Origin of the sequence: Grimontia celer, assembly GCF_900055185.1 — a bacterium.
GTDB classification, from domain to species: Bacteria; Pseudomonadota; Gammaproteobacteria; order Enterobacterales; family Vibrionaceae; genus Enterovibrio; species Enterovibrio celer.
The window spans coordinates 1,354,691-1,376,809 of sequence record NZ_FIZX01000001.1 but is presented as its reverse complement, the minus strand read 5'-3'; the positions used below and the strand labels follow the sequence as shown (position 1 = coordinate 1,376,809).

The 22,119-nt window shown below is 46.7% G+C and carries 22 protein-coding genes; 13 read left to right on the top strand and 9 right to left on the bottom strand.

Annotated features, from left to right (window positions below; genetic code table 11):
* Positions 1–129 precede the first annotated feature (129 nt).
* Complete coding sequence (locus GCE9029_RS06160; RefSeq protein ID WP_062661764.1) at positions 130–381, top strand: hypothetical protein; 252 nt, start codon at positions 130–132, stop codon at positions 379–381.
* Between the two features lie 64 nt (positions 382–445).
* On the opposite strand, the gene GCE9029_RS06155 is transcribed toward GCE9029_RS06160, so the two are convergent.
* From GCE9029_RS06155 to GCE9029_RS06140, 4 genes are all read right to left on the bottom strand, one after another.
* Entirely contained in the window at positions 446–934 is a 489-nt protein-coding gene (locus GCE9029_RS06155; RefSeq protein WP_062661761.1) for a hypothetical protein, read from the bottom strand.
* A gap of 314 nt (positions 935–1,248) precedes the next feature.
* Complete coding sequence (locus GCE9029_RS06150) at positions 1,249–2,676, bottom strand: NAD-dependent succinate-semialdehyde dehydrogenase (protein WP_062661759.1); 1,428 nt, start codon at positions 2,674–2,676, stop codon at positions 1,249–1,251.
* A gap of 254 nt (positions 2,677–2,930) precedes the next feature.
* Positions 2,931–4,268 carry a CoA-disulfide reductase gene (locus tag GCE9029_RS06145; protein ID WP_062661757.1) on the bottom strand — a complete coding sequence of 446 codons (1,338 nt, stop codon included), beginning with the start codon at positions 4,266–4,268 and terminating at the stop codon, positions 2,931–2,933.
* Between the two features lie 66 nt (positions 4,269–4,334).
* On the bottom strand, positions 4,335–5,735 hold the full coding sequence (locus tag GCE9029_RS06140) for an L-cystine transporter (protein ID WP_062661755.1): 1,401 nt from the start codon (positions 5,733–5,735) through the stop codon (positions 4,335–4,337).
* 624 nt (positions 5,736–6,359) lie between these two features.
* Here GCE9029_RS06140 and GCE9029_RS06135 point away from each other — a divergent pair.
* A complete protein-coding gene (locus tag GCE9029_RS06135) occupies positions 6,360–7,607 on the top strand; it encodes a hypothetical protein (RefSeq protein WP_062661752.1) in 1,248 nt (415 codons plus the stop codon).
* Between the two features lie 62 nt (positions 7,608–7,669).
* Here GCE9029_RS06135 and GCE9029_RS06130 read toward each other — a convergent pair whose 3' ends face one another.
* The 4 genes from GCE9029_RS06130 to GCE9029_RS06115 all read right to left on the bottom strand — a co-directional run bounded on the left by GCE9029_RS06130 (position 7,670) and on the right by GCE9029_RS06115 (position 12,258).
* Positions 7,670–8,689: a hypothetical protein gene (locus GCE9029_RS06130; RefSeq protein WP_062661749.1), complete on the bottom strand. Its 1,020-nt coding sequence runs from the start codon at positions 8,687–8,689 to the stop codon at positions 7,670–7,672.
* A gap of 128 nt (positions 8,690–8,817) precedes the next feature.
* Positions 8,818–9,714, bottom strand: a complete 897-nt coding sequence (locus tag GCE9029_RS06125) for a DNA-3-methyladenine glycosylase family protein (RefSeq protein ID WP_062661747.1) — start codon at positions 9,712–9,714, stop codon at positions 8,818–8,820.
* A 184-nt stretch (positions 9,715–9,898) separates the two neighbouring features.
* Entirely contained in the window at positions 9,899–10,606 is a 708-nt protein-coding gene (locus GCE9029_RS06120) for a response regulator (RefSeq protein WP_062661745.1), read from the bottom strand.
* Between the two features lie 38 nt (positions 10,607–10,644).
* The gene (locus tag GCE9029_RS06115) at positions 10,645–12,258 is read right to left on the bottom strand and encodes an ATP-binding protein (RefSeq protein WP_197475346.1); all 1,614 of its coding nucleotides are present in this window, start codon (positions 12,256–12,258) and stop codon (positions 10,645–10,647) included.
* 598 nt (positions 12,259–12,856) lie between these two features.
* On the opposite strand from GCE9029_RS06115, the gene GCE9029_RS06110 reads away from it, so the two are divergent.
* From GCE9029_RS06110 to GCE9029_RS06085, 6 genes are all read left to right on the top strand, one after another.
* Complete coding sequence (locus GCE9029_RS06110) at positions 12,857–13,840, top strand: tripartite tricarboxylate transporter substrate binding protein (protein WP_062661741.1); 984 nt, start codon at positions 12,857–12,859, stop codon at positions 13,838–13,840.
* Between the two features lie 131 nt (positions 13,841–13,971).
* Positions 13,972–14,445, top strand: a complete 474-nt coding sequence (locus tag GCE9029_RS06105) for a tripartite tricarboxylate transporter TctB family protein (protein WP_062661739.1) — start codon at positions 13,972–13,974, stop codon at positions 14,443–14,445.
* A 4-nt stretch (positions 14,446–14,449) separates the two neighbouring features.
* Complete coding sequence (locus GCE9029_RS06100) at positions 14,450–16,003, top strand: tripartite tricarboxylate transporter permease (protein ID WP_062661737.1); 1,554 nt, start codon at positions 14,450–14,452, stop codon at positions 16,001–16,003.
* Between the two features lie 11 nt (positions 16,004–16,014).
* The gene (locus GCE9029_RS06095; protein ID WP_062661735.1) at positions 16,015–17,217 is read left to right on the top strand and encodes a CaiB/BaiF CoA transferase family protein; all 1,203 of its coding nucleotides are present in this window, start codon (positions 16,015–16,017) and stop codon (positions 17,215–17,217) included.
* Positions 17,214–18,059: a citryl-CoA lyase gene (locus GCE9029_RS06090; protein ID WP_062661733.1), complete on the top strand. Its 846-nt coding sequence runs from the start codon at positions 17,214–17,216 to the stop codon at positions 18,057–18,059. Before GCE9029_RS06095 ends, GCE9029_RS06090 begins: the two co-directional genes overlap by 4 nt.
* A gap of 240 nt (positions 18,060–18,299) precedes the next feature.
* Positions 18,300–18,692 (top strand): hypothetical protein, encoded by a 393-nt coding sequence (locus GCE9029_RS06085; RefSeq protein ID WP_231870044.1) that lies wholly within the window; start codon positions 18,300–18,302, stop codon positions 18,690–18,692.
* Between the two features lie 41 nt (positions 18,693–18,733).
* On the opposite strand, the gene GCE9029_RS06080 is transcribed toward GCE9029_RS06085, so the two are convergent.
* Positions 18,734–18,925 carry a hypothetical protein gene (locus tag GCE9029_RS06080; RefSeq protein WP_062661730.1) on the bottom strand — a complete coding sequence of 64 codons (192 nt, stop codon included), beginning with the start codon at positions 18,923–18,925 and terminating at the stop codon, positions 18,734–18,736.
* A gap of 196 nt (positions 18,926–19,121) precedes the next feature.
* Between GCE9029_RS06080 and GCE9029_RS06075 the strand changes: the two genes are divergently transcribed.
* The 5 genes from GCE9029_RS06075 (at position 19,122) to GCE9029_RS06055 (ending at position 22,074) form a co-directional block, all read left to right on the top strand.
* Complete coding sequence (locus GCE9029_RS06075; protein ID WP_062661728.1) at positions 19,122–19,817, top strand: glutathione S-transferase family protein; 696 nt, start codon at positions 19,122–19,124, stop codon at positions 19,815–19,817.
* An 82-nt stretch (positions 19,818–19,899) separates the two neighbouring features.
* Positions 19,900–20,451 (top strand): RNA polymerase sigma factor SigZ, encoded by a 552-nt coding sequence (gene sigZ / locus GCE9029_RS06070; RefSeq protein ID WP_062661726.1) that lies wholly within the window; start codon positions 19,900–19,902, stop codon positions 20,449–20,451.
* A gap of 133 nt (positions 20,452–20,584) precedes the next feature.
* Positions 20,585–20,980 (top strand): GFA family protein, encoded by a 396-nt coding sequence (locus GCE9029_RS06065; protein ID WP_062661725.1) that lies wholly within the window; start codon positions 20,585–20,587, stop codon positions 20,978–20,980.
* Between the two features lie 16 nt (positions 20,981–20,996).
* Complete coding sequence (locus tag GCE9029_RS06060; RefSeq protein ID WP_062661723.1) at positions 20,997–21,743, top strand: metallophosphoesterase family protein; 747 nt, start codon at positions 20,997–20,999, stop codon at positions 21,741–21,743.
* 43 nt (positions 21,744–21,786) lie between these two features.
* A complete protein-coding gene (locus GCE9029_RS06055) occupies positions 21,787–22,074 on the top strand; it encodes a hypothetical protein (protein ID WP_062661721.1) in 288 nt (95 codons plus the stop codon).
* Positions 22,075–22,119 lie beyond the last annotated feature (45 nt).

The following is a 22,119-nucleotide window of genomic DNA, read 5'->3' as shown; positions in this document are numbered from 1 at the left end:
GCAAAGAATAGCTGAGCTTGTAAAGATTATGTTAATTGGCTCTGATAAACATAAGCCTTCTCTCAGTTTTTCTGTTGGTTTAAGACTTTAGTCTTAGGTTAGAATCGCCAAAGGATCATTGGAGGTAACGTGGCGAAACCCAACAAGAAATTGCCGGAGCGATCAGTCGATATCATCTGCACTAAATGCAAGGCGATGTTGTTCAAATACAAGAAAGGCGGGAAAGGGTCTTTGGTGAAGTGTTTCAAAGAGCGTATCGTCATTGATTACACCGAAACGCCCTGTGAATGTCCTTCTTGCGGCAACGTGTTTGCGAGGGAAACGTTGGTAAGGGGAACGCCCGCCTACAAAATCATTGGTGGTAAAGTGGCAATGAAGTGAGAAGCCGATAAAGTAGAAATTAAAAAGGCACCCGAAGGTGCCTTTTGCGATTCTGTGTTTACGTTTAAATGCCTGCGCGTTTAAACAGACCAGCCATCAACTTAGAGCCAGACTTCACGCCAGTAGACTTACCTTTGAACTCGCCAGCCAGTCGTGTGTTGCCGACCTCACGAGCAATGTGCTGCATGGTGAGGTACATGTCTTTTGCTGATTTCATACGGTTCTGGTCATTGAGAGGTGCCAAAAGCTTAATCATGTCAGCACCTGACATTTTATTTGCTACCGCATGCTCTTCAATCGCTGTCAGCAGTCTATCCAAATCGTTAGTGGCTTCTGAGCTCTCAATGCCTTCTTTCTTCATCGCTTTCAGGTTGCGGCGACGAATCTGCTTAATGATGAAAGTAGGGCGGCTTACCAGTTTGTAACCCCAAAAACCCGCTGCGACGACAAGAGCGATACCGCCGACCACGTATGGCCAAACAGAACCGGAAGATTCAGCAACGGTTTGTGCATTAGCTGCGACTTCTACAACAGCTGAAGGTACGTCAGACATCTTTTTACCTTTGTTCTTTTTGAATTGGGCGTAGTTTCGCACTGTGGCACGAAAAAACGCTGGTTTGCTTCACATTAAAGGAAAAGACCCACCTTTGTGAAGTTTGATTGCAGAATTTTTATGCAGATTTTTAACAGTTACTTACTTACATAAAGGAAATTCGTTAATAATTAGTGAATGTTAAAAGCATAAAAGTGAATGAAAGGGGTTTCTTGGCGTTAAACGAATTTTGTTTATGTTTTGTACGACTTAAAAAAAGAAAAAGCAGAAGTTTTGCTCCTGCTTTTTTCTGTTCTGTTAGATATCACTGAAGATTACATGCCGCCGAGGCAGATATACTTAGTATTCAGGTATTCATCGATGCCTTGTTTCGCGCCTTCCCGGCCAATACCAGACTGTTTAACGCCACCAAATGGGGCTACTTCAGTAGAGATAACGCCTTCGTTGACGCCGACCATGCCGTAATCCAGAGCTTCAGCAATGGCGAAAATACGGTTGATGTTTTTGCTGTAGAAGTAGCTGGCGAGGCCATAGATGGTGTCGTTAGCCATTTGAATCAGTGATTCATCATCATTGAACCGGATTACGGGTGCGATTGGGCCAAAGATTTCTTCCTGCACAATAGCCATGTCGTGAGTGACATCCGTGAGAACAGTCGGCTCAAAGAATCGACCACCATGATCTTTTCCTCCAACGGCAACTTTCGCACCCTGTTCAGTGGCACTTGCAATCAGACGTTGGACTTTGTTTTTGGCGTTGTCGTCAATCAAAGGCCCTATCGATACGCCTTCTTCAAGGCCATGGCCGATTTTTAACTCAGATACGGCTTTAGAGAATTTATCTACGAATTCATCGTAGACAGAGTTCTGCACATAGAAACGGTTCGCACAGACACAGGTTTGGCCCGCATTGCGGAATTTTGAGGCAATTGCCCCTTTGACTGCAGCATCGATGTCCGCGTCATCAAAAACGATAAACGGAGCATTGCCGCCAAGTTCCATAGAAACTCGCTTCACGCTTTCAGCGCTTTGTTTCATCAGGATGCGGCCAACATTGGTGGAACCGGTAAAGGAGATCTTTTGAATTTGCTCACTGCCGCAGAAGAGTTCGCCCGCCATTGCTGCATCTGTGGTGGTGACAATCGTTAACAAATCTCGGGGTAGGCCTGCTTGGTAAGCAAGCTCTACGGCGGCGTAAGCGCTCAGCGGTGTTTGTGCTGCGGGCTTCGCGACAAAACTGCATCCTGCCGCAAGAGCTGGCGCAGCTTTACGGGTGATCATCGCGATAGGGAAGTTCCAGGGCGTGATAGCAGCAGCAACGCCAACAGGCTGGCGGATAGTCATGATCCTGCGATCGGCCATTGGGGTAGGAATTGTCTCCCCGTAAGTACGTTTACCTTCCTCTGCAAACCATTGGATGAATGAAGCGCCATAGGCTACTTCACCGCGTGATTCGGCAAGTGGTTTGCCTTGTTCCAATGTCATGATTCGGGCTAAATCCTCCTGATTTTCCATCAAAAGGTTAAACCATCGGAGCAGAATCTCACTTCGCTGTTTCGCCGTTTGCTTAGCCCAAACCTTTTGCGCTTCAGCAGCTTTGCTGACTGCACTTTCTATTTCTTGTTTACTGTGATTGGGGACATAACCCAGTATGTCTCCGGTGGCTGGGTTATCGACTGCGATAGCACTGTTCGTGTTTTCGCACATAGCAGAGAGTAGCGAGCGGTTCTTAATCTGTTCCATGATGGCTTCCATTCAGTAAACCGAGTGATTTATCACTAGCCTAACTTTAGGAATAAGGGCGCGCAAGGAATACACAGGGTATGCGGTAAAACCGAGGGAATAAGATAGTAAGATTGTGATTCGTGCAATATATTGAACGGTGATTTTTGAAAGGGCGTTAAATAGCCAGCATGAGTGCTGGCTACTATGTACCCAAACAACCTGAAGGTGCAGGATTCAGAGGTCATTTGGGTATAGGAGTCTCATCGCGAATATTACTTCGCGACATTTCCTGCCACGTTCATAATATCCCACGTGCGCGCGAATGGTGGGGCATACGCAAAGTCCATCATTCCCAATTGGCTGGTGGTCAATCCTGTACTGACTGCAATGGCCATGGCATCGATTCGGTGAACCGCACCTTTATAGCCAATGATTTGCGCACCCAAAATACGCCTTGAGCTTTCTTCATACACAAGCTTCATGTGCAAATCAGACTGACCTTCACAGTAGTTGGTGTGGCATTTGTCTTTGATTGTGACGGTTTTCACCTTAAAGCCTGCGCGAAGGGCTTCTTGTTCAGAAAGACCAGTGCGACCTGCTTCCAGACCAAGAACGCGAACGCAGCTGGTACCCAAAGAACCCGGGAATTCCAATGGATCACCTTCAACTTGTGCGATGTTGTCACCAATCATCCGGCCGAGCTTATTAGCGCCAGTAGCAAGCGGGATATAAACATTCTCGCCGGATACTGAATGCCAGATTGTTGCGCAGTCGCCTGCGGCCCAAACATCGGTCAGAGACGTTTTACCTTGACGATCTACTACAATAGCACCGTTATCTAAGATGTTGATGCCAGTCTCTTTCAGGAATTCGGTGTTTGGTTTAACGCCCGTACACACGACGACCAAATCTGTTGCGTATTGGCCTTTGTCTGTTTCAATACCAGAAACTTTCTCTTCGCCCAGAATGTTTTTCAGAGATTCGCCAGTGTGAATTTCAACGCCCGCTTTTTTCAGCTCATAAGAGAAATGAACGCTGATTTCGGCATCAAATGCATCAGGGATTAGTCGCTCAGCGCGCTCAATCAGACGAACCTTCTTGCCTTGGTGAATCATGGCTTCGGCGACCTCAAGGCCAATGAAACCAGAACCAATCACAGTGACATGCTGACATGATTCGTCTTGAACTGCTTCTTTTAGCGAAAGACCATCTTGCATGACGCGAAGCGTATGAACGCCTTGCTTGTCGAGACCAGAAACTGGCGGCAATACCTCTTTCGCGCCCGTGGCAATCATCAGGCGGTCATACTCAGCGATAAATGTTTCGCCCTGATGGACGATTTCCAGTTTCTTTCGTTCAGCATCCAACTTGGTGACGCGATGGCCGATTTTCACGCTAATACCACGTTCAGCAAACTGGGCTGGCGTGAACTCTGACATATAGCCTGCATCCTGGAATTCATCAGCGACATAGTAGGGAAGGCCACAGGCGCCAAAAGAGATAACTTCGGACGCTTCATAGACTGTGATGCTAGCGTTTTGATTAACGCGACGAGCTTTGGCCGCAGCACTCATGCCTGCTGCTTCGCCGCCGATAATAACGATGTTCATGGTTTGAACCTTTAAGTAGAACAGGAAAAGGGGGCGTGATGCCCCCGATTGCAATTAGATGAGTGCTTATACCGTGGCGTCTTCGCCATCAAGATTAAGCGGTTTGTCGTCGTTGAAAACAGTCATATCAGTCTGACCCATCAACTTACTGGTGACTGAACCTGCTGTGATAGAGCCAGAAACATTCAGCGCGGTACGCCCCATGTCGATCAGTGGTTCGATAGAAATCAAAAGGCCAGCCAACGCAACCGGGAAATCCATTGCAGACAGTACGATCAAGGCAGCGAACGTTGCGCCACCACCAATACCTGCAACACCAAAGGAGCTGATAGTAATGATGGCAATCAGTGGAACCAGGAAGCCGATATCCAGTGGATTAATACCCAGTGTCGGCGCAATCATTACGGCCAGCATGGCAGGGTAGATACCTGCGCAGCCGTTCTGGCCAATCGTCGCACCAAATGATGCTGCAAAGTTGGCGATGCCACTTGGTACGCCAAGCGCCTGTTCCTGTGTTTGCACATTCAAAGGAATGGTTGCTGCGCTTGAACGGGATGTAAATGCAAAGGTCAGTACTGGGATGACTTTCTTCAGGTGGCGAATAGGATTCAAACCAACCAGTGCAATGATCATCAGATGGATAATGAACATGGTGATGAGAGCACCGTATGAAGCAAAGACGAAGTTAGCCAGATTAACGATGTCGGCGTAGTTTGAACCCGAAATGACTTTGGTCATCAGCGCCAAAACACCGTAAGGCGTCAGACGCAGCACCATGGTCACTATGCGCATGACAATGGCTTGTGCCACAGTGATGAAGTGTTCAAATGACGCGTAGATTTCAGGCTTCTTGGCGGAAATGCCTGTTGCGGCAAGGCCAATAAAGATTGAGAAGATGACAACAGCGATGGTCGATGTTTTGCGTGAACCCGTCATGTCTAGAAATGGGTTGGCAGGGATGAATTCCAGAATCATGTTGGCGAAAGAGAGGCTTTCCACCCGGCCCAGATTTGCTTCTAATGACTGACCACGGGCTACTTCAGCTGCACCCGCTGTCAGGCCTTCAGCACTCAAACCGAACAGCAGCGACCATGCAATACCAACCAGTGCTGCAATCATAGTGGTAATTACCAACACGCCAATGCTCATCGCACTGATTTTGCCCACTGAGGTGCCGCCGTTCAGCTTAAGAATCGCTGAGATGATAGACACCATCACCAGAGGGATGATGATCATCTGCAGCAACTTTACATAGCCTTTGCCGACGATGTCGAAGTAGTCGATGCTGGTGGCAATGATGTCTGATCCCGCACCGTAAAACAGTTGCAGCAATCCACCAAACACAACACCTAAACCCAAGCCAGCAAAAACACGTTTAGTAAAAGGAACATATTTGGCTTGGAGTCGATAAAGGAAATAAATAAGCGCGATGAATATCGCGAGATTAAATATAACGCTAATTGTCATTTTATAATAATCCTTGAATAATTAACGGGCCAAATTGAAACAAATAACAAAATAAAAAGATAAATATTATTAACAACTGGGGTGGGATCATTCAGGCGTGAAGATTCTCCCCGACAATACCTGTTTCTGCAAGTAAGCGTGGTTTTGGCGAATCATATAGCTAAACGCTTGAGCATATAAACGAGATCTATATTGCCAATAATTATAAGATATAAGTTCAACAGTTATTGGATGAATAAGAGTCGAAATTCACAATAAAATTTATATTTAAGCTAATTTCATTAACCAAAGAAGAACAATTTATTCGAATATATTATCTCTCTAATACTATTTAATTAAGGATTTTAATTTAGAGGTTATTAATTAAATGTGAACCTAGCTTTGCTTCTTTTAAAGCAACGTTATCTTTTTCAAAATACGGGATCTCGTCGTGTAAAACTTACAAATTTTAGCGTGATTTAGATCACGTAAATCTGACATCCTCTCCTCAACCGCTAGTCTAACTTTAAGGGGAAGTGACCGAGATCACTCAAAGCTAAAAGTGGCAGCTAACTTTCAGAAAAATAAAACAATGATGATCTGAGTATTCGTCAGATCGGATTCAGTGACCTAGGGGATTAGCCGATGAACAAGCTTAATGCGGTCTTTTGTGCCGTCGCCTTTGCATCTTTACTCAGCGCCTGTCAATCAACCAGTGAACCAAGACAAGTCGCCTCTGAGACCAATGTACCAGCTCAAGAAAACCAGAACACATTAGAGATCTTCGAAGCATCCAAAGCTAGCTATGAAGACTGGTTGGCAAAGATGGATGAGAGTAAATCGCAGCGCATCTACGATGATGATCTGGTCGATGATTTGTTTGATGCATGGGATGAAGCCGTCGATGTTTACGAAGACTTTGCATCAAATCCAGAAAAAGCGACGAAAGACTACTCTATGTTTTCTGATGGAACATATGCCGAGACGTTTGATAAGCGCCTGACTAAAGTTGCAGAGCTCTATGAGGAGTTGCAAACACTCAAGGCAACGGCAGATTCATTATTGGCTGAGGCCATGGTCGAAATGGCTTATCTCAACGAAATCGGAGCCGATGAGCTGTATGCTTCCCGTTATAAGCGTTTGTCTTCTGATTACAGAAAACTGTTTGCTTATGTGGCAGACAACGATATCGACGATGCTCAGGTAAAACAGGCTGTATTTCTGGAGAATGCAAAAAAGCTTGAGATAGCAGTGGTGTTGAAAACCCATGTTGCGCCACTCAAAGACCAAATCACTTTACTTCGCAGGGAAGGATTCAAGTCAGTGGCACCTATCAGCTTTACTAAATCTGAGGCTTCACTTGAACAAGCGGTTGCGGCGGTAAATGCAAACCCGCGGGACATAGAATCAATAAATATCGAATTGGCTGCCGTGCAGTTCGAAATTGACCATGTGAAACATATTGGTCAGGAGGTAAAGCGCTTCCGAAACGTTGATGACGGGAAATTTGAGCCACTAATTCTTGAACTGGAAAACCGACTCCACGCCATAGCTCAAGCTATGGATGGGTTAGATCTTCGTAATCAAACTATGCAGCAACAAGCCTTGGTGCTGGAGGAAAGAGCCCAGATGCGTAGTACTGCGTTAACGGAGAAACCAGATGTAGATCCTCAGCTTGCCAAGTTAATGAGTGAGTTAGACAAAGTTCAATCGGATTTGTCGGTATCGCAACAAGAGAAAGAATCACTGACCGCTCAGGTCACCACATTGGAAGCGCAAAACAGCAAGAACGAAGGGTTGATTGATGATCTCAAGATGGTGATAGATACCATCAAGCCAAAGGAAGATAACAGTGCGGCTAAAGTCGGTGCCGAGTCCCTTGGCGGACTTTAGTCATTAAACAATCGTCTAAAAGAAAAGAGCGCTTAACGCGCTCTTTTTAATTTTGTACTGGCTCATGCTACCAAGTAGTAATGGTTGTTCGCTTTCTTGGCAACGAGGCCACCTTGCATCATTGCTTCAAACAGAGAATCCACATCATCATTTGATAGCAGGAAGTGTTTGCCAACGGCCTTCTTAGAGCAAGTTATCACACCGTCTTGAACTGCCTTTTTCACTTTATCTTCAAGAGATAGTTCCTCTTCAACTGCTCCAGTCGTTGAAGTGAGTGGTTCACCTAAGTCCGGCTTATGCTCCAGGTAGCCAATCGGCTTGCTGACTTCGTCCGGCGTAATATCAATTTCCGCATGATGCTGGTAAAAGCGGCGGAAGCGCAGTTCTTCGCCAATCACGCCAACAAAGAAAGCGGCAAACAGATCAAGCAGAATAGAAAGGAAAACTACAAGACCAAATTGTGCGGCCTGCTGTGAAACACTAAATGCATCTGCCAGGCTATCGATTAACCCAATGGCGGAGCCTTGCGTGACAGGGGGTAGTGAGTCGCGTTCAGTTGCCAGCTTGATTTGTTCTTCGCGAAGCTTGTTGTTTTGCTGTTGGATTCGCGTCACGCCGGTTGCGATGCGTTCCATTTCGATGTACTTCTCTGCGGCGAGGTTATTGAGCTCAATTTGTTTTTCGATGGCGGCGATTTGTCTGTCATAAGCAGCAACTTTAGCTTCCTGAATCGAGATAACACCCTGTGCTTTGTTGGTGGCGCTGTTGATGCCGCCAATACTGCCGCCGATAGAGATAGCCGCAAGCACAAGATAGAAGACCAGTGCTGTCATTGCGCCTGTGTAGTTTTTGTGTGCACGGCGCTCACCAAACTCATACCAAGCGTAGAACTTACCGGCTTCAAAAATGATAGCCAAAGTACCAAACAACACTTTCATCATGGTGTTGTCATCAATGGAGAGGAATAGCAGCAGCGAAAAGACCGTAGAAGTCACCACGGCGGCACCAGTAAAGGTATACACGCTGAACATGGCGAAAGGCCCTTTAGGGTAGCGATACCCCAACATGTTTTTGTAATGCATAAATGTGTCATTGATCACGGTACGAGGGCGGGGAGCATACCGCAATGATCATGAGGGTTCCGCAACTGTGGCACGTCAAGACGTTCAAGTGCCTGCTATTGCATCAAATTGGTAGAGAAGTGAGCGACTTAGTAACTCTTGGCTGAATCCATCGCCCATAAATGCGCTGCCACCAAAGCGCGATAAGGTGAAAATGCGGCAAGCCACTGCTGTGTTTCTTTCTCGGTGGGCTTTTCATCCAAACCTAATAGTTGCTGCAGACTTCTGCGTACAGCGACGTCTCCATGAAGTGAACCGTCCAGCCAACCGAATCCCCGAAGTAAGGTGTAGCTTACTGTCCAAGGCCCCACACCTTTTACAGCAAGAAGCTCTCTACCAATGAGCTCAGGTTGTTCCTTCAATGAAAGAGATAATGAACCATTAATTAGCGCTTTGGCGATGCGCTGAATGGTTGCGGCCTTACTGTTGGAGTACCCACAGCTTCGGTAGGTTTCAATGGCTGTTCCAGCGAGAATCGTCTCGTCGGGTAAACACCACATGCCGCTGCTGTGCTGTTTTCCGGTTGCCTGAATCAGTCTGCGTCGAATGGAAACTGCGGCTTCAACGCTGATGAGCTGCCCCGTGATTGCCCATGTAATGGCTTCGAAGGGTGTGACGGTTTGAGGAATTCTGAGACCTGACGAGTGATTCAACAGGCGGGAAATATCACAGTGAGCTCTGTATTCTGATTCAAAATCTTCAGTGGCTTGCTTTAGTCCGAGCATATGTTGAAGAAGTCGACTTAGCTCGTCCTCTGTCATTAGGCACTTTTCGGCGTCCGATTGAATATCCAGTCTGGCTGAATCTTCAGAGAGAGAAAGATGAAGTAGGGTAGGAACGCCTTCTAAGATGATGCCTTTTATCACTTCATTGCCTTCGACTCTTTCGGCAAGCTCAGTTTTGTCTCTTCTATGGAAAGTCAGAAAGTCGTGATGACGAAAATTCTCAGGAAGTGACGTTGTCACTGAGGTAGGGGGGTGGCTCATGTTTTCTAACTCCACGTTGAAGAAGGGCCTGGAAACCGACGAAAAGCGCTGACAATCAAGACTAAGCGTTCATTCGATGGAACGCGACAAATAACGCCTTAATGCACTATAACTGAATATGTTCACTTCCATTTATTCAATTCGGATCACAGCCGCGTGACTGTTCTCTTAGTCTGCAATAGGGTTATGCGGAAATGTATCTGCGCTCAGGTCGGCCGACGCTGCCGTAGTTAACCTGTGCCTCAAGCTCTTGAGTGCTTACCATGTATTCAAGATAGCGTCTCGCTGTGGTCCGGCTGGCGCCGATCATCGCGCCGACTTCTTCTGCATTGAGAGATTCTTCCGAATCAGAAAATACAGTGCGGATTTTATCTAGCGTAATGCCATCGATACCTTTTGGTAGACGTTGATTGATGGTGGTAGTTTCTTGCGGTACTGAAGTGCTGGCGACTGCACGTTGTGGCAATAGGGTATCCACGTCCGTTTGTACCAGATCTTCCATTGCATGGAGCTTTTCCAAATGTGCGGCATATTGGTGAATGGCATCCTGCAGGCGTTCAAATACCAAGGGTTTTAGTATGTAGTGGAACACGCCGCTGCGTAAGGCTTCACGCAATGTATCTACTTCTTTAGCGGCGGTGATAAGAATCACATCAGTTTCGCTATTGTTTGCGCGTAATTTACGGAGAAGTTCCAGGCCTGTTCCATTAGGGAAATGGTTATCGAGAAGCAAGAGTTCGGGTTTGAATACATCCACCAAGTCTTCCGCATCTTCAAGCGTATGCGCGATGCCGACAAGTTCGACGCCCTCGATACGTTCAAGAAAGCGTTTTTGAATCTCTGCGATTTGAACGTCATCTTCTGCGATAACGACGCGGATGTTTTGTGCCATAGGTACTGCTGACTCCTTGCTTAGTCTCTTTTTATAGTTTAGTTCTGATTTTCAAAGGATTTCGGGATATACACGGTAAAACGGCTGCCCATGGTATCGCCAGGTTCGAGCAAAATTGTGCCTCCAAGCTTTTGGAGAAGCTTTTGCACCAAATGAAGACCATAGCCGTGACCTTCGCCTTTCTTGCTGGTGACACCTTTAAGGAAGATACGCGAATGGTCTTTTTCGTGAATGCCTTGTCCTTCGTCCTCAATTTCGAATATGAGGTCATTGCCGAGATCAGTCATGGAGAGTCTGACTTCCAATCGTTTGTTGCTCAGCGTGGCTTCTAGGGCATTGTCGATCAAGTTACCGATGATACTCACCAACTCTTCACGGGGTATATGATCTGGGATCTCTTTCATTGAACTCTCTGGGTCAATCTCAAGGCGCAGCCCCAGTTCTTTGGCGCGGTTGTATTTCCCTAACAAGCAGCCGGCCAGAATTGGGTCTGGCACTGCTTCCACCATTAAGTGGATCAATGCTTGATGGCTTTGGGTTTCCTGTCCAATAAGTGCCAATGCTTCATCGGTAGCGCCGATTTGAATGAGCCCAGCGATCGTATGGAGTTTATTTGAATACTCGTGAGATTGACTGCGAAGTGTGTCTGCATATTGTTGGATTTGGGTAAGCTGCTTGCTCACTGCATCCAGTTCGTCTTTACGCCTAAAACTGGACACCACGCCAGTGATTTCATTGTCTTGAAGCAGGGGAAGACGGTTCACTATGAGGTTTCTATCCTGTAGCCAAATCTCTTTATCGAAATGGGGTTTACCGGATTTGAGTACGTCCATTAAGCGGCTGTCTGGTAACACATCTTCAATAGGACGATCGGTGAGTTTGGTATTGGCATCCAATCCCAGTGTTTCAACGGCGGCACGGTTGAAGGTGGTGATCCTGCCTTCACTGTTAACTGCAATAATTCCTTCCCTGACTGACTCTAGTGTTGCATTCCTTTCCTGGAAAAGTCGACCGATTTGCTCTGGCTCCAAACCGAAAATGGCTTTTTTAAAATGGTTGGCAAACCAAAGACCCGTCAGAACACTCAAGCCGAAACTGAGCACAATAACGATGTAGAGGGTGGTGCGGTATCGGTTAATGATGTCTTCTACGGAAGTGAGCATAAAGCCAACAGAAACAATCCCGACTACATTCTCGTTGTTTCTGTCAAAGATGGGGGCTTTACCACGAACGGAAGCGCCCAAACTTCCCACTGCTTTTTGAATGTATGGCTTGCCGTATAGCAATGCGGGCTCGTTGTAATCGCCATCATCATCATACATTGGCTTGCCAACGCGCTCCCATGAAGGGTGCGCAAGGCGAATGCCGTTTCTGTCGCCAATCACTACAAACCGTGCATCGTTAATAGAAGCTAAATCCAGAGTCAAAGGCTGTAACAGTTCGCTGTCGCGGCTTTCTACGGCTTCAATCACTTCCGGGATTCCAGCGATAGTTTTGGCTACATGCAGCGCGCGTTGGCCTATTTGTTCATCCAAAGAATGAGTGAGATAGGTTAAGGCAAAGAAACCGATAAATCCGGTTTGTAGCAGCGCCATCATGCCGAGGATCAGCATCATGCGGGTTTTGAGCTTGAAGGAACGAAGGGAAACTATCAATGGATGCACGCCTTATGTTTACAACTCAGTAACGGCTCGTGTTCGAAATTATGCAGATGCAACTGCATTAAACATAGTTCTTATTATGTATACCCAAACAACCTGAAGATGCAGGATTCAGCGAGATTGACTGGCGTTGTGATCGCGGCGTTCCTTTGTAGGTGCAGTCACCTCCATCAAAAAGGAACAACAAAGAGCACGGCGTCAGTCAACTCGCCCGAAGGGAGGCCCTCAATGCGCCCACTTCTTCGTTAAATTCCACGGAAATAGAATGACTATTCCTCGTAAAATTTGCCTCGAATTGAACGCATTGATGACCTCTGAATGCGAGCATCTTCAGGTTGTTTGGGTATATCTACTTGAAATGATGATTCTTTGTCCCTTATCACGCAAGTGAACAATATGAACAAAATGTTTTTTAAAGTTTAAAAAAACATTAAAACCATAAGCTTTTCAGATTTCAGGCAGGGAAATAGGTTGAAAGAGTAGGGCAAAGATCCCGAAACGGCGCATTGTGCATTAGACGCTATTCTTAAGCGGAGTTTCGGTAAAAATCTATCTCGTCCAAAGGACGGAACGACACGAGGAAAAACCTATGATTTCAAAACTGTTCGCCAAAAAACGTTCATTCGTTGCAGCATTGGCGCTCACGTCTGCACTCAGTGCAGGTATGGCAAGCGCTGCCGTAGATGAAGTTCACTTCCTGATCCCTGGTGGTGCAGGTGGTGGCTGGGATGGCACTGCGCGTGGTACCGGTGAAGCATTGTCAAAAGCAGGACTGGTTGAAACTGTTTCTTATGAAAACATGTCCGGCGGTGGTGGTGGTAAAGCAATCGCACACCTGATTGAAACCGCCGCGCAAGCAGACAACACCTTGATGGTTAACTCGACACCTATCGTTATCCGTTCTCTTTCTAAAGTTTTCCCTCAGTCTTTCCGCGACCTGACCCCAATCGCTGCAACCATTGGTGACTATGCGGCGTTTGTTGTTCCAACAAGCTCTAAATATCAGAGTTTTGAGCAATTGATGAAAGACTACAAAGAGAACCCGCGTTCAGTTTCCGTTGCGGGCGGTTCTTCACGTGGCGGTATGGACCACTTAGTTGCAGCTATGGCATTCAAGGCCGCTGGTGGTGATCCAAAACGTGTGAAATATGTGGCTTATGATGCCGGTGGTAAAGCGATGGCGGGCATGCTGTCAGGTGAAACTCAAGTACTGTCCACCGGTTTCTCTGAAGCACTGGCTCTGAAGAATGCAGGTGAAGTTCGTATTCTGGCGATGACTGGTCCAGAGCGTTCACCAGCAGCGAATGATGTACCAACTCTGAAAGAGTTGGGTTATGACGCGGAATTCACTAACTGGCGTGGATTCTTTGGTGCGCCAGGCTTGTCTGACGCACAAGCTGACGAGTATGCAGCAACACTGGAAAAAATGTACACCACAGATGCTTGGGTAGAAGTTCGCGACCGCAATGGCTGGACTGAAATCTTCAAACCTCGCGCTGAGTTCGTGACTTTCCTTGAGGGTCAGGAGCAAGAAGTGGGTGCACTGATGAAAGAGCTTGGCTTCCTTCGCTAAGCCTCAACGAAAAGGGCTCGGTTCTCCGAGCCCTGATTCAATTGGTCGAATGACCTAAGGCCTACGGATGAGGCCTTATCGCTTTTCAAGACGGACATTACCGTCTTACTTTGCAGTTCAAGGAGTGTCAGATGGTTGTCACTAAAGACCATATCGGTGGTCTCGTATTTCTCTGTCTTTCAGTGGCATACGGGTACTACGCCCGCCAAATCCCCATGTTCCCAGGCGATGAATACGAACCTTTTCACGCACAAACCTTACCTATCGCACTTTCCTATATGGGTGGCATTCTCGGCATTTTAATGTTGGTAACAGGTCGTCGTGATGCTGGCAGCAAAGTGCAATTGGCAGGGTTGGACTTCGTGCTGGTGGCAAAGCTGTTAGCGTTGATTGTGGCGTTTGCTTTTGCGCTTGAGTGGGTTGGATTCCTGCTTTCTACCATTTTCTTTTTGGTTGTCGGTTACTGGATTCTCGGAGAGCGCCGACCGAAAACATTGTTCATTGCGTCGGTACCTTTTGCCGTCGGTATCTGGTTTGTGCTGGCAAAGCTACTAGATATCTATCTCGCGCCTGGACGCGCGTTTACCCAGTTGTTCGGAGGTTAAGGCTATGTGGGAAGGAATCGCGACGGGCTTAAGCACCGCAACAATGCCTTTTAACATTATGATGGTGGTTGTCGGTTGTTTTGCCGGTACCTTCATCGGCATGCTGCCGGGACTTGGGCCTATTTCGGCAGTAGCACTCATGATCCCGATTACGTATGGTCTGGATCCAGCGTCTGGCATCATCCTGATGGCTGGCGTTTATTATGGTGCTGTATTTGGCGGCTCTACATCTTCAATTCTGATTAATGCACCAGGTTGTGCAAGTACAGTGGTGACAGCATTCGATGGTTATCCGCTGGCGCAACAACGTCAGGCTGGTAAAGCGCTGGCGTTGGCGGCTTACTCTTCTTTCACTGGTGGTACGATTGGCGCAATTATTCTGCTGTTTGCCGCGCCCGCACTCGCCAAGGTCTCGCTGAGTTTCCAGTCTGCCGACTATTTTGCGCTGATGATCTTAGGCTTGACCGCAGTCGCCGCATTTGCCGGTAAAGGTCAGGTGTTGAAGGCTATGGCAATGACGGTATTCGGTCTGATGATTGCGACCGTGGGTACGGATGTTATCACCGGTGCGCCGCGCTTTACGTTCAACAATATCGACCTGATTGATGGTATCAGCTTCTTGCTGCTGGCTATGGCAACTTTTGCGCTTGCGGAAGTGGTGATGACGGTGTTGAAAGGCCAGCACAAAGAAGAAGAGCCAGACATGGATATGGCTGCGCTAGGCAGCATGAAGCTGTCAAAAGAAGAAGTTAAAGAGGTCGCGCCAACGGTTGCCCGTTCTTCTATCTTCGGCTTCATCGTTGGTGTGCTTCCGGGCGCTGGAGCGACTATCGCTTCGTTCCTCTCTTATGGTCTGGAGCGCAACCTGGCACCGAAACGCCTGAAAGAGAAGTTTGGTAAAGGTGCATTGCGTGGCCTTGCAGCACCAGAATCAGCAAACAATGCTGCATCGACGGGTTCATTTGTTCCGCTGCTTACCTTGGGTATTCCGGGTTCAGGTACCACGGCAATCATGCTCGGCGCTTTGATTGCTTACGGCATTCAGCCAGGACCGCGTCTGTTCGTCGATAATCCAGACGTGTTCTGGTCGGTTATCATTTCGATGTACTTTGGCAACATTGTACTGCTTATCCTGAACTTGCCGCTGATCCCATATATCTCACGTTTGTTGGTGATCCCAAGGCCAATACTGATCCCACTCATTCTGTTCTTCTCGATCACAGGTGTGTATCTGGTCAGCTTTAACACCTTCGATATCAATATGATGGTCGTTATCACTATTACGGCGATATTCCTACGCCTGTTGGACTTCCCGATGGCACCGATGCTTCTCGGTTTTATTCTGGGTGGCATCATGGAAAACAACCTTAGTCGCTCACTGATCATCTCTGATGGCAGCCTGAGCTTCTTATGGGAACGTCCGCTGACACTCACCATTATGTGTATTTCAGTATTTGTGCTCTTACTCCCAGTGATCCGCACAGGACTGGAAAAGGCAGGGATAGGCGCGTCGAAAAACCAACGCCCGAATGTACAGGTTGATCGTGGTGACGGATAAGGAACAAGCAAATGAGTACAACCTTATCCAGCTTCCGTGTGCTTGATTTGACCAACGTGTTGGCAGGCCCTTTTGCCTGTCACCAGTTGGCACATATGGGCGCAGATGTTATCAAGGTCGAGGTCCCCGGGAGTGGGGATCTCGCCCGACAATTGGGTGCAGACCCTGACCTCAATGCCAATAAAATGGGTGTGTCGTTTCTGGCGCAGAATACGGGTAAACGCTCCATTACGCTTAACCTCAAAGACCCTGAAGGAAAAACGATTTTGAAATCGCTGGTAGAAACCGCAGATGTGTTGGTGGAAAACTTTCGCCCCGGAGTCATGAAACGCTTGGGTTTGGATTATGAAGTGCTGAAAGGGGTCAACCCAAACCTTATCTACTGTGCAATATCAGGCTACGGTGCAGAAGGTCCCATGAGGCACCTTCCCGCTTATGACCAAATCATACAGGGGATGTCGGGCGTGATGTCGATTACCGGCGCGCCGGAAAATGCACCTTACCGAGTCGGTTACCCGATTGCCGACACCATTGGTGGCCTGACCGCTGCTTTTGCGATTTCTTCTGCCTTGGCAGGACGTGCACAAAGTGGCGAAGGCTGTTTCATCGATGTCTCCATGCTGGAATCTACCATGGCGACCATGGGCTGGGTTGTCTCGAATTACTTAGTTGCTAACAAAGACCCCAAACCTATGGGGAACGACAATTTTACCGCCAGTCCTTCAGGTGCATTTAAAACAGCCACGGGCCTTATCAATATTGCGGCCAACAAACAGGAGCAGTTTGAGTCTGTCTGCGATGCGGTTAATCAACCCGAACTTAAAACTGACCCGAGATTCTCCGAACGTCAGGCTAGGTTACAGAACCGTGCGGCACTCACCGAGATTCTAGAAGCTGCGTTTTCGGCGCATCCCGCCGAGTTTTGGGAAGATACGCTGAACAAATTGGGAGTGCCTGCCGGCCGGGTGATGACGGTGCCTGAAGCGCTGGATCTTCCGCAAGTGAAGTTACGCGAATTTGAAGCAGTATTTGAGGATGTTGAAGGAACAAAAGGCGATGTTCATATCGCTCGCCCAGGTTTCCTTGTTGATGGAAAGCGACCCGAAGTCAGTATGCCACCACCTGTTCTGAGTGAACATAGCGACATGATCCTTTCTGAACTTGGTTATAAAGCCAGTGATATTGAACAACTGAAAGAGAAGGGCGTGGTATGAGTATTCGACGCCCTGAATCCGGGCCAGAGAAAGCGGTGGCAGACTGGTGGCGAACAGACATCATTGACATGAAACCGGGTGAAATCAGCTACTACGGTTATCCGATTGAATCCTTGATTGGTAACGTCAGCTTCACACAAATGATCTGGTTGATGACGCAAGGTGAACTACCTTCACCGGAAAAGGCCAAGTTGTTGGATGCAGCCTTGATGTCAGCGGTAGATCATGGACCTCAAGCGCCAAGTATCGCTATTGCCCGCATGGCTTCAACCTGTGGTGTTGGGCTGAATAATGCAATGGCATCTGCGGTAAATGTACTGGGTGATGTTCATGGCGGAGCGGGTGAACAAGCTGTGACCTTCTACCAGATGGTGAATGAAATTGCTGCGTCTAAAAATTCGTCGATAGAAGAAGCCGTGATCGAAGGCTTGGCCAAACAACGTGAATTGCATGGCAAGTTCATTCCCGGCTTTGGGCATCGCTTCCATCCTGTCGACCCCAGAGCGCCGAGATTGATGGAGCTGATTGCTGAAGCTAAAGCTGATGGCATCGTTGAAGGGCGTTTTCATTCCATCGCTTTACAGGTGGAAAAACAACTTCTGAACGAAAAAGGCAAAGCGATACCAATGAACATAGATGGTGCGACAGCGGTTATCTATGGCGAATTAGGTATACCCGCCGAGTTGGCCAGAGGGTTATTTTGTCTTTCCCGATCAGTTGGAATTTTGGCACATGCCTGGGAACAAACTCAGCAAGGTGGCCGCAACAAAGGCCCGATTCCACGTGATCTTCTTTGGACATATGATGGCCACCCCAAACGGGACATGAAGAATAAAGACTAACCCTAATGGCAAGAACAAATTTCAACCACCAAAGGTCAACAGAATCTGATAATTTGACATTCTCCTTGTCAAACCTTCACCGCCTTTACGCACATTTAAAGGCGGTTTTTCTTTCTCTAAATATTGAACACTGTTTTATATTTTTGTTAGGGTGACTTGTAACTCGATTCAGGTTGTCTTTAATATACTGGCTTAGCAGCGGGTATAGACTGAAATGCTAAGCAATCATCAAGGGAGATCATGATGAATCCATTAAAAACGCTGGTGCTGTCGTTATTGCTTGTATTGCCTTTCGCGGCAAGTGCTGAAGAAGAAAGCAGCTGGGATAAAGCAAAAGAATCGGCAAGTGAAGCTTGGGGCTCAGCCAAAGAAGCAGGTAAAAGCGCTTGGGACGCCACCAAGGAAAAAAGCGAAGAATTACTGAACGGTGCTGAAGAAGGAAGCAGTGACCTCTGGGACAGCGCGAAAGAAAAAAGCTCTGAGCTGTGGAATAAAGGCAAAGAGAAAGGCAGCGAACTGGTCGAGGAAGCAGAAAAGAAAGCCGAAGAAATGCTTGAACCTGAACAAACTGAACCTGCGCCAGTCAAACCTTTAGAGCCAGAAGAGTCTGAGAAATTTAATCAATCAGCCTGAATAAATTAAAAGGCATAATGAAAACCATTGTGCCTTCTTTCTTAAATCGCTTTACGAATCCCTTCTAGTTCATCCAGTCTGGCCTCATGGCCAAGGATCGCATCAGCCTGTTCTGCAGGCGTTTTTAGTTTTTTTAACGCACCATCCAGCATCAAATCCAATGTGTCGATAGATTTTGCACGACGAAAGAAAATCAGCCATTCGGTACGGTTTTTAGGCAAGGTTTGAGACATGAAACTCCGTTCATATTTTGGTTTTGTAATAAGAGCATTTTAGCAAAGTTTACTAAAAGAGAGGAGCATAAGCTGCTTCGTGATAATGCTGGTTATTGGGGAATTTAAAAAGTTAGAAAAAATTGTCACCAATCCTTCGTCTTTTTCTTTGTTACTTCGTCTTATAAGTAAAGTCCCTAATAGAAGAAGCATTCTCATGATTAAAGTTGTTAGTTTTAAAATTTGTCCTTTCGTTCAACGTGTCACTGCGTTGCTGGAAGCTAAGGAAATCCCCTATGAGATTGAATATATCAGTCTAAAGGATAAACCTGGCTGGTTTTTAGAAATCTCCCCAAATGGACAGGTTCCTTTGCTTATCACCGATAGTGGTGTGGCTTTGTTCGAGTCTGATGCCATTGTCGAATACATCGAAGATGAATTTGGACCTTTGCAAGACAAGTTGAGTAATGAAGAAAAAGCAGTACAGCGCGCTTGGAGCTATCTGGGTACCAAACACTATTTGATGCAGTGCGGTACGATGAGCAGCAAAGATAAAGCCACCTTTGATGAAAGGGCAGGTAAGTTACAATTGGTGTTCCAGAAAGCAGAGAAACAACTGACGGGAGACACGCGATTCTTTGATTCAAACGAGTTAGGTAAAGTTGATGTTGCTTGGTTACCGCTCTTGCATCGCGCTGCGATTATTAAAGAAAAGAGCGGGTTTGACTTCCTATGTGGTCTGCCAAAGCTGCAGGCTTGGCAGCACGCTGTTTTAGAGACAGGTTATGCATTGAAATCAGTGTCATCGGACTTTGTTGAACGATTTAGCGATTTCTACCTTAAAAACACCTATCTTGGTGAAGGTAAAGATGTGGCAACTAGTCAGTGCGGTTCGTCAAGCTGCTGCGGTTAAGCGATTTAACTTTAAAAAGAAACACACTTGGCTGGTGGGAGGAATCCCATCAACCAATTTTCGGTTTATGCAAGAGTGGACAATGACAATAGAAGCCATTTGGTCTGAGTATCAGACAAGTCTTAAAAACTTTATTCGTAGCAAAGTCAGCAACCCGGATGATGCGGAAGATTTGCTGCAGGACATACTGGTGAAGACATATACCAGTCTGCCTTCATTGCATGAGCGCAGTAAGTTAAAACCTTGGCTGTTTCAGGTAGCCAACAATGCAATCATCGATTTCTACCGGAGGAAAAAATTCGATAGAAATGATAACGGTGATGTTGTTAATGAGCTCTGGTTGGACGAAGAATCGCCTTCTGTTGTCCAAGAGCTTTCCAAATGTATTCTCCCATTTTTACGTGGCCTGTCTGAGAGCGAGGCCGAACTGGTAAAGGCGATTGAGATAGACGGTATCAGCCAGAAAGATTACGCAGAAACTCACGATGTTAATTACTCGACTTTAAAGTCGCGGCTGAAGAAAAGTAGACAAAATTTGATGGGTCTATTTAATCAGTGCTGCAAGTTCTCGTTGGACAGCCAAGGCAATCTGCTGGAGTACGAACGTCGGGATGGTAATTGTTCAAAGTGTTAGCGCCTCGGAGAAATAACTGATTTGGGAGTTGAGTGGCGTTTAACGTTTAACCTCCTGTTGTTTTTGCGTTTAATGCAGTTCAATAAAATACGTCAAGTCAATAAACCTTAATATCATGGATGATGAGGCGTGTATGATTCGTATAGTTGGCGCTACAGAAATAAAAGAGAAACATAAGTTTACCTGTCATTGTGGTGGGGTGGAGTTAGAACTCTCCTTGCCAAATGGTATTGATAAACCCCGTCGTTGCGACTGTTCAATTTGCCGCAGAAAAGGGGCCGTGGTGGCTTCTGTTAAATTGGATGGCATCAAGATCGTCAAAGGGAAAGAGCTCCTTAAGCTATATACTTTCAACACACACACTGCAAAACACTATTTTTGTTCAGAGTGCGGTATTTACACACACCACCAGCGTCGCTCAGATCCTTCAGAATATGGTTACAACGTGGGTTGCCTGGAAGGTGTTAATCCTTTTGATTTGGGTGACGTTGTCACTAATGACGGCATAAACCATCCCGCTGACCGCTAAATACAAGGACTTTCCAATGCGTTTAGCCCTGATTTCAGACATTCACAGTAACGTTTTTGCATTGGAAGCAGTGCTGAGTGACATTCGTCGAGAAAATGTCGATGTTATCGTTAATCTCGGCGATATTTTGTACGGACCTATCGCTCCACGTGATACGTTTAATCTATTGATGCAGCATGAGATTGTTACTATTCGTGGCAATCAGGACAGGCAGATTTATGAGGCGCAGGAAGCGGAAATTGCTTCAAACCCGACGATGCAGTTTATTCTGGATAATCTTGGCGCAGCGCCCCTCGACTGGATGAAGTCACTGCCACCTACCATGCAATTCAATGAGGATGTATTTTTCTGTCACGGTACACCGGATAACGATTTGGTTTACCTGCTGGAAGATGCGTCAAGCGGAAGCCCTGTATTGAGAGGTAACGATGACATTGTTGCGTTATTGGCGGGCAACCCAAGCCACCTAATTTGTTGCGGTCATACCCATTTAGCAAGATCAGTTTCGACGCGCAGCAATCAACTCATCGTTAACCCTGGTAGTGTGGGGCTTCCCGCCTACAAGGACGACGAACCTTGGGTTCATGCGATGGAAAGCTTTAGCCATCATGCCTCATACGCAATTGTAGAAGGTGAGGGTAAAAGTTGGAGCGTGAACCACAAGCGAATCGATTACGATGTTCGCAAAGCCGTTGAAGCTGCAAAAAGCAGAAATCGTGATGACTGGGTTTCGTTCCTAAGCACAGGACGTGCAGTTAACTAAGCAACGCGATTTCGCCGCCTATTAAACAAATTAGGGGACGTTAATGGCTAACAAATATCAGTTCTTCACCATTCCAAATTCGAAGAGACAGAAATTTACTTATTTGGACATGGCTTCAAACACCTTCCTGGAAGAAAAGGATGCTCTGCTGGCACAGGGTTATGAAGTAGAAGATGACTCGATATATGCAGATTCAGCACAAGAAGCGGTAGAGAAGTACAAATCGAATTACATCTATGCGCTAGAGGAATACAACACGTCAAGCAACCCGTTCTATAGCTTGATTCTTATATACAAATGGCTTAAAGGTCTGTTTGTAAAAGCCAAATAAGAACGAAAGAAAGTAAAGCAGCAAGGAGGCATATTGCCTCCTTTT

What these genes read in the sequence shown, in the direction of transcription:
- GCE9029_RS06155 (WP_062661761.1), bottom strand. Translation starts at nt 934, where the DNA reads ATGTCTGACGTACCTTCAGCTGTTGTAGAAGTCGCAGCTAATGCACAA.
- GCE9029_RS06150 (WP_062661759.1), bottom strand. Translation starts at nt 2,676, where the DNA reads ATGGAACAGATTAAGAACCGCTCGCTACTCTCTGCTATGTGCGAAAAC.
- GCE9029_RS06145 (WP_062661757.1), bottom strand. Translation starts at nt 4,268, where the DNA reads ATGAACATCGTTATTATCGGCGGCGAAGCAGCAGGCATGAGTGCTGCG.
- GCE9029_RS06140 (WP_062661755.1), bottom strand. Translation starts at nt 5,735, where the DNA reads ATGACAATTAGCGTTATATTTAATCTCGCGATATTCATCGCGCTTATT.
- GCE9029_RS06135 (WP_062661752.1), top strand. Translation starts at nt 6,360, where the DNA reads ATGAACAAGCTTAATGCGGTCTTTTGTGCCGTCGCCTTTGCATCTTTA.
- GCE9029_RS06130 (WP_062661749.1), bottom strand. Translation starts at nt 8,689, where the DNA reads ATGCATTACAAAAACATGTTGGGGTATCGCTACCCTAAAGGGCCTTTC.
- GCE9029_RS06125 (WP_062661747.1), bottom strand. Translation starts at nt 9,714, where the DNA reads ATGAGCCACCCCCCTACCTCAGTGACAACGTCACTTCCTGAGAATTTT.
- GCE9029_RS06120 (WP_062661745.1), bottom strand. Translation starts at nt 10,606, where the DNA reads ATGGCACAAAACATCCGCGTCGTTATCGCAGAAGATGACGTTCAAATC.
- GCE9029_RS06110 (WP_062661741.1), top strand. Translation starts at nt 12,857, where the DNA reads ATGATTTCAAAACTGTTCGCCAAAAAACGTTCATTCGTTGCAGCATTG.
- GCE9029_RS06105 (WP_062661739.1), top strand. Translation starts at nt 13,972, where the DNA reads ATGGTTGTCACTAAAGACCATATCGGTGGTCTCGTATTTCTCTGTCTT.
- GCE9029_RS06100 (WP_062661737.1), top strand. Translation starts at nt 14,450, where the DNA reads ATGTGGGAAGGAATCGCGACGGGCTTAAGCACCGCAACAATGCCTTTT.
- GCE9029_RS06095 (WP_062661735.1), top strand. Translation starts at nt 16,015, where the DNA reads ATGAGTACAACCTTATCCAGCTTCCGTGTGCTTGATTTGACCAACGTG.
- GCE9029_RS06090 (WP_062661733.1), top strand. Translation starts at nt 17,214, where the DNA reads ATGAGTATTCGACGCCCTGAATCCGGGCCAGAGAAAGCGGTGGCAGAC.
- GCE9029_RS06085 (WP_231870044.1), top strand. Translation starts at nt 18,300, where the DNA reads ATGATGAATCCATTAAAAACGCTGGTGCTGTCGTTATTGCTTGTATTG.
- GCE9029_RS06080 (WP_062661730.1), bottom strand. Translation starts at nt 18,925, where the DNA reads ATGTCTCAAACCTTGCCTAAAAACCGTACCGAATGGCTGATTTTCTTT.
- GCE9029_RS06075 (WP_062661728.1), top strand. Translation starts at nt 19,122, where the DNA reads ATGATTAAAGTTGTTAGTTTTAAAATTTGTCCTTTCGTTCAACGTGTC.
- sigZ (WP_062661726.1), top strand. Translation starts at nt 19,900, where the DNA reads ATGACAATAGAAGCCATTTGGTCTGAGTATCAGACAAGTCTTAAAAAC.
- GCE9029_RS06065 (WP_062661725.1), top strand. Translation starts at nt 20,585, where the DNA reads ATGATTCGTATAGTTGGCGCTACAGAAATAAAAGAGAAACATAAGTTT.
- GCE9029_RS06060 (WP_062661723.1), top strand. Translation starts at nt 20,997, where the DNA reads ATGCGTTTAGCCCTGATTTCAGACATTCACAGTAACGTTTTTGCATTG.
- GCE9029_RS06055 (WP_062661721.1), top strand. Translation starts at nt 21,787, where the DNA reads ATGGCTAACAAATATCAGTTCTTCACCATTCCAAATTCGAAGAGACAG.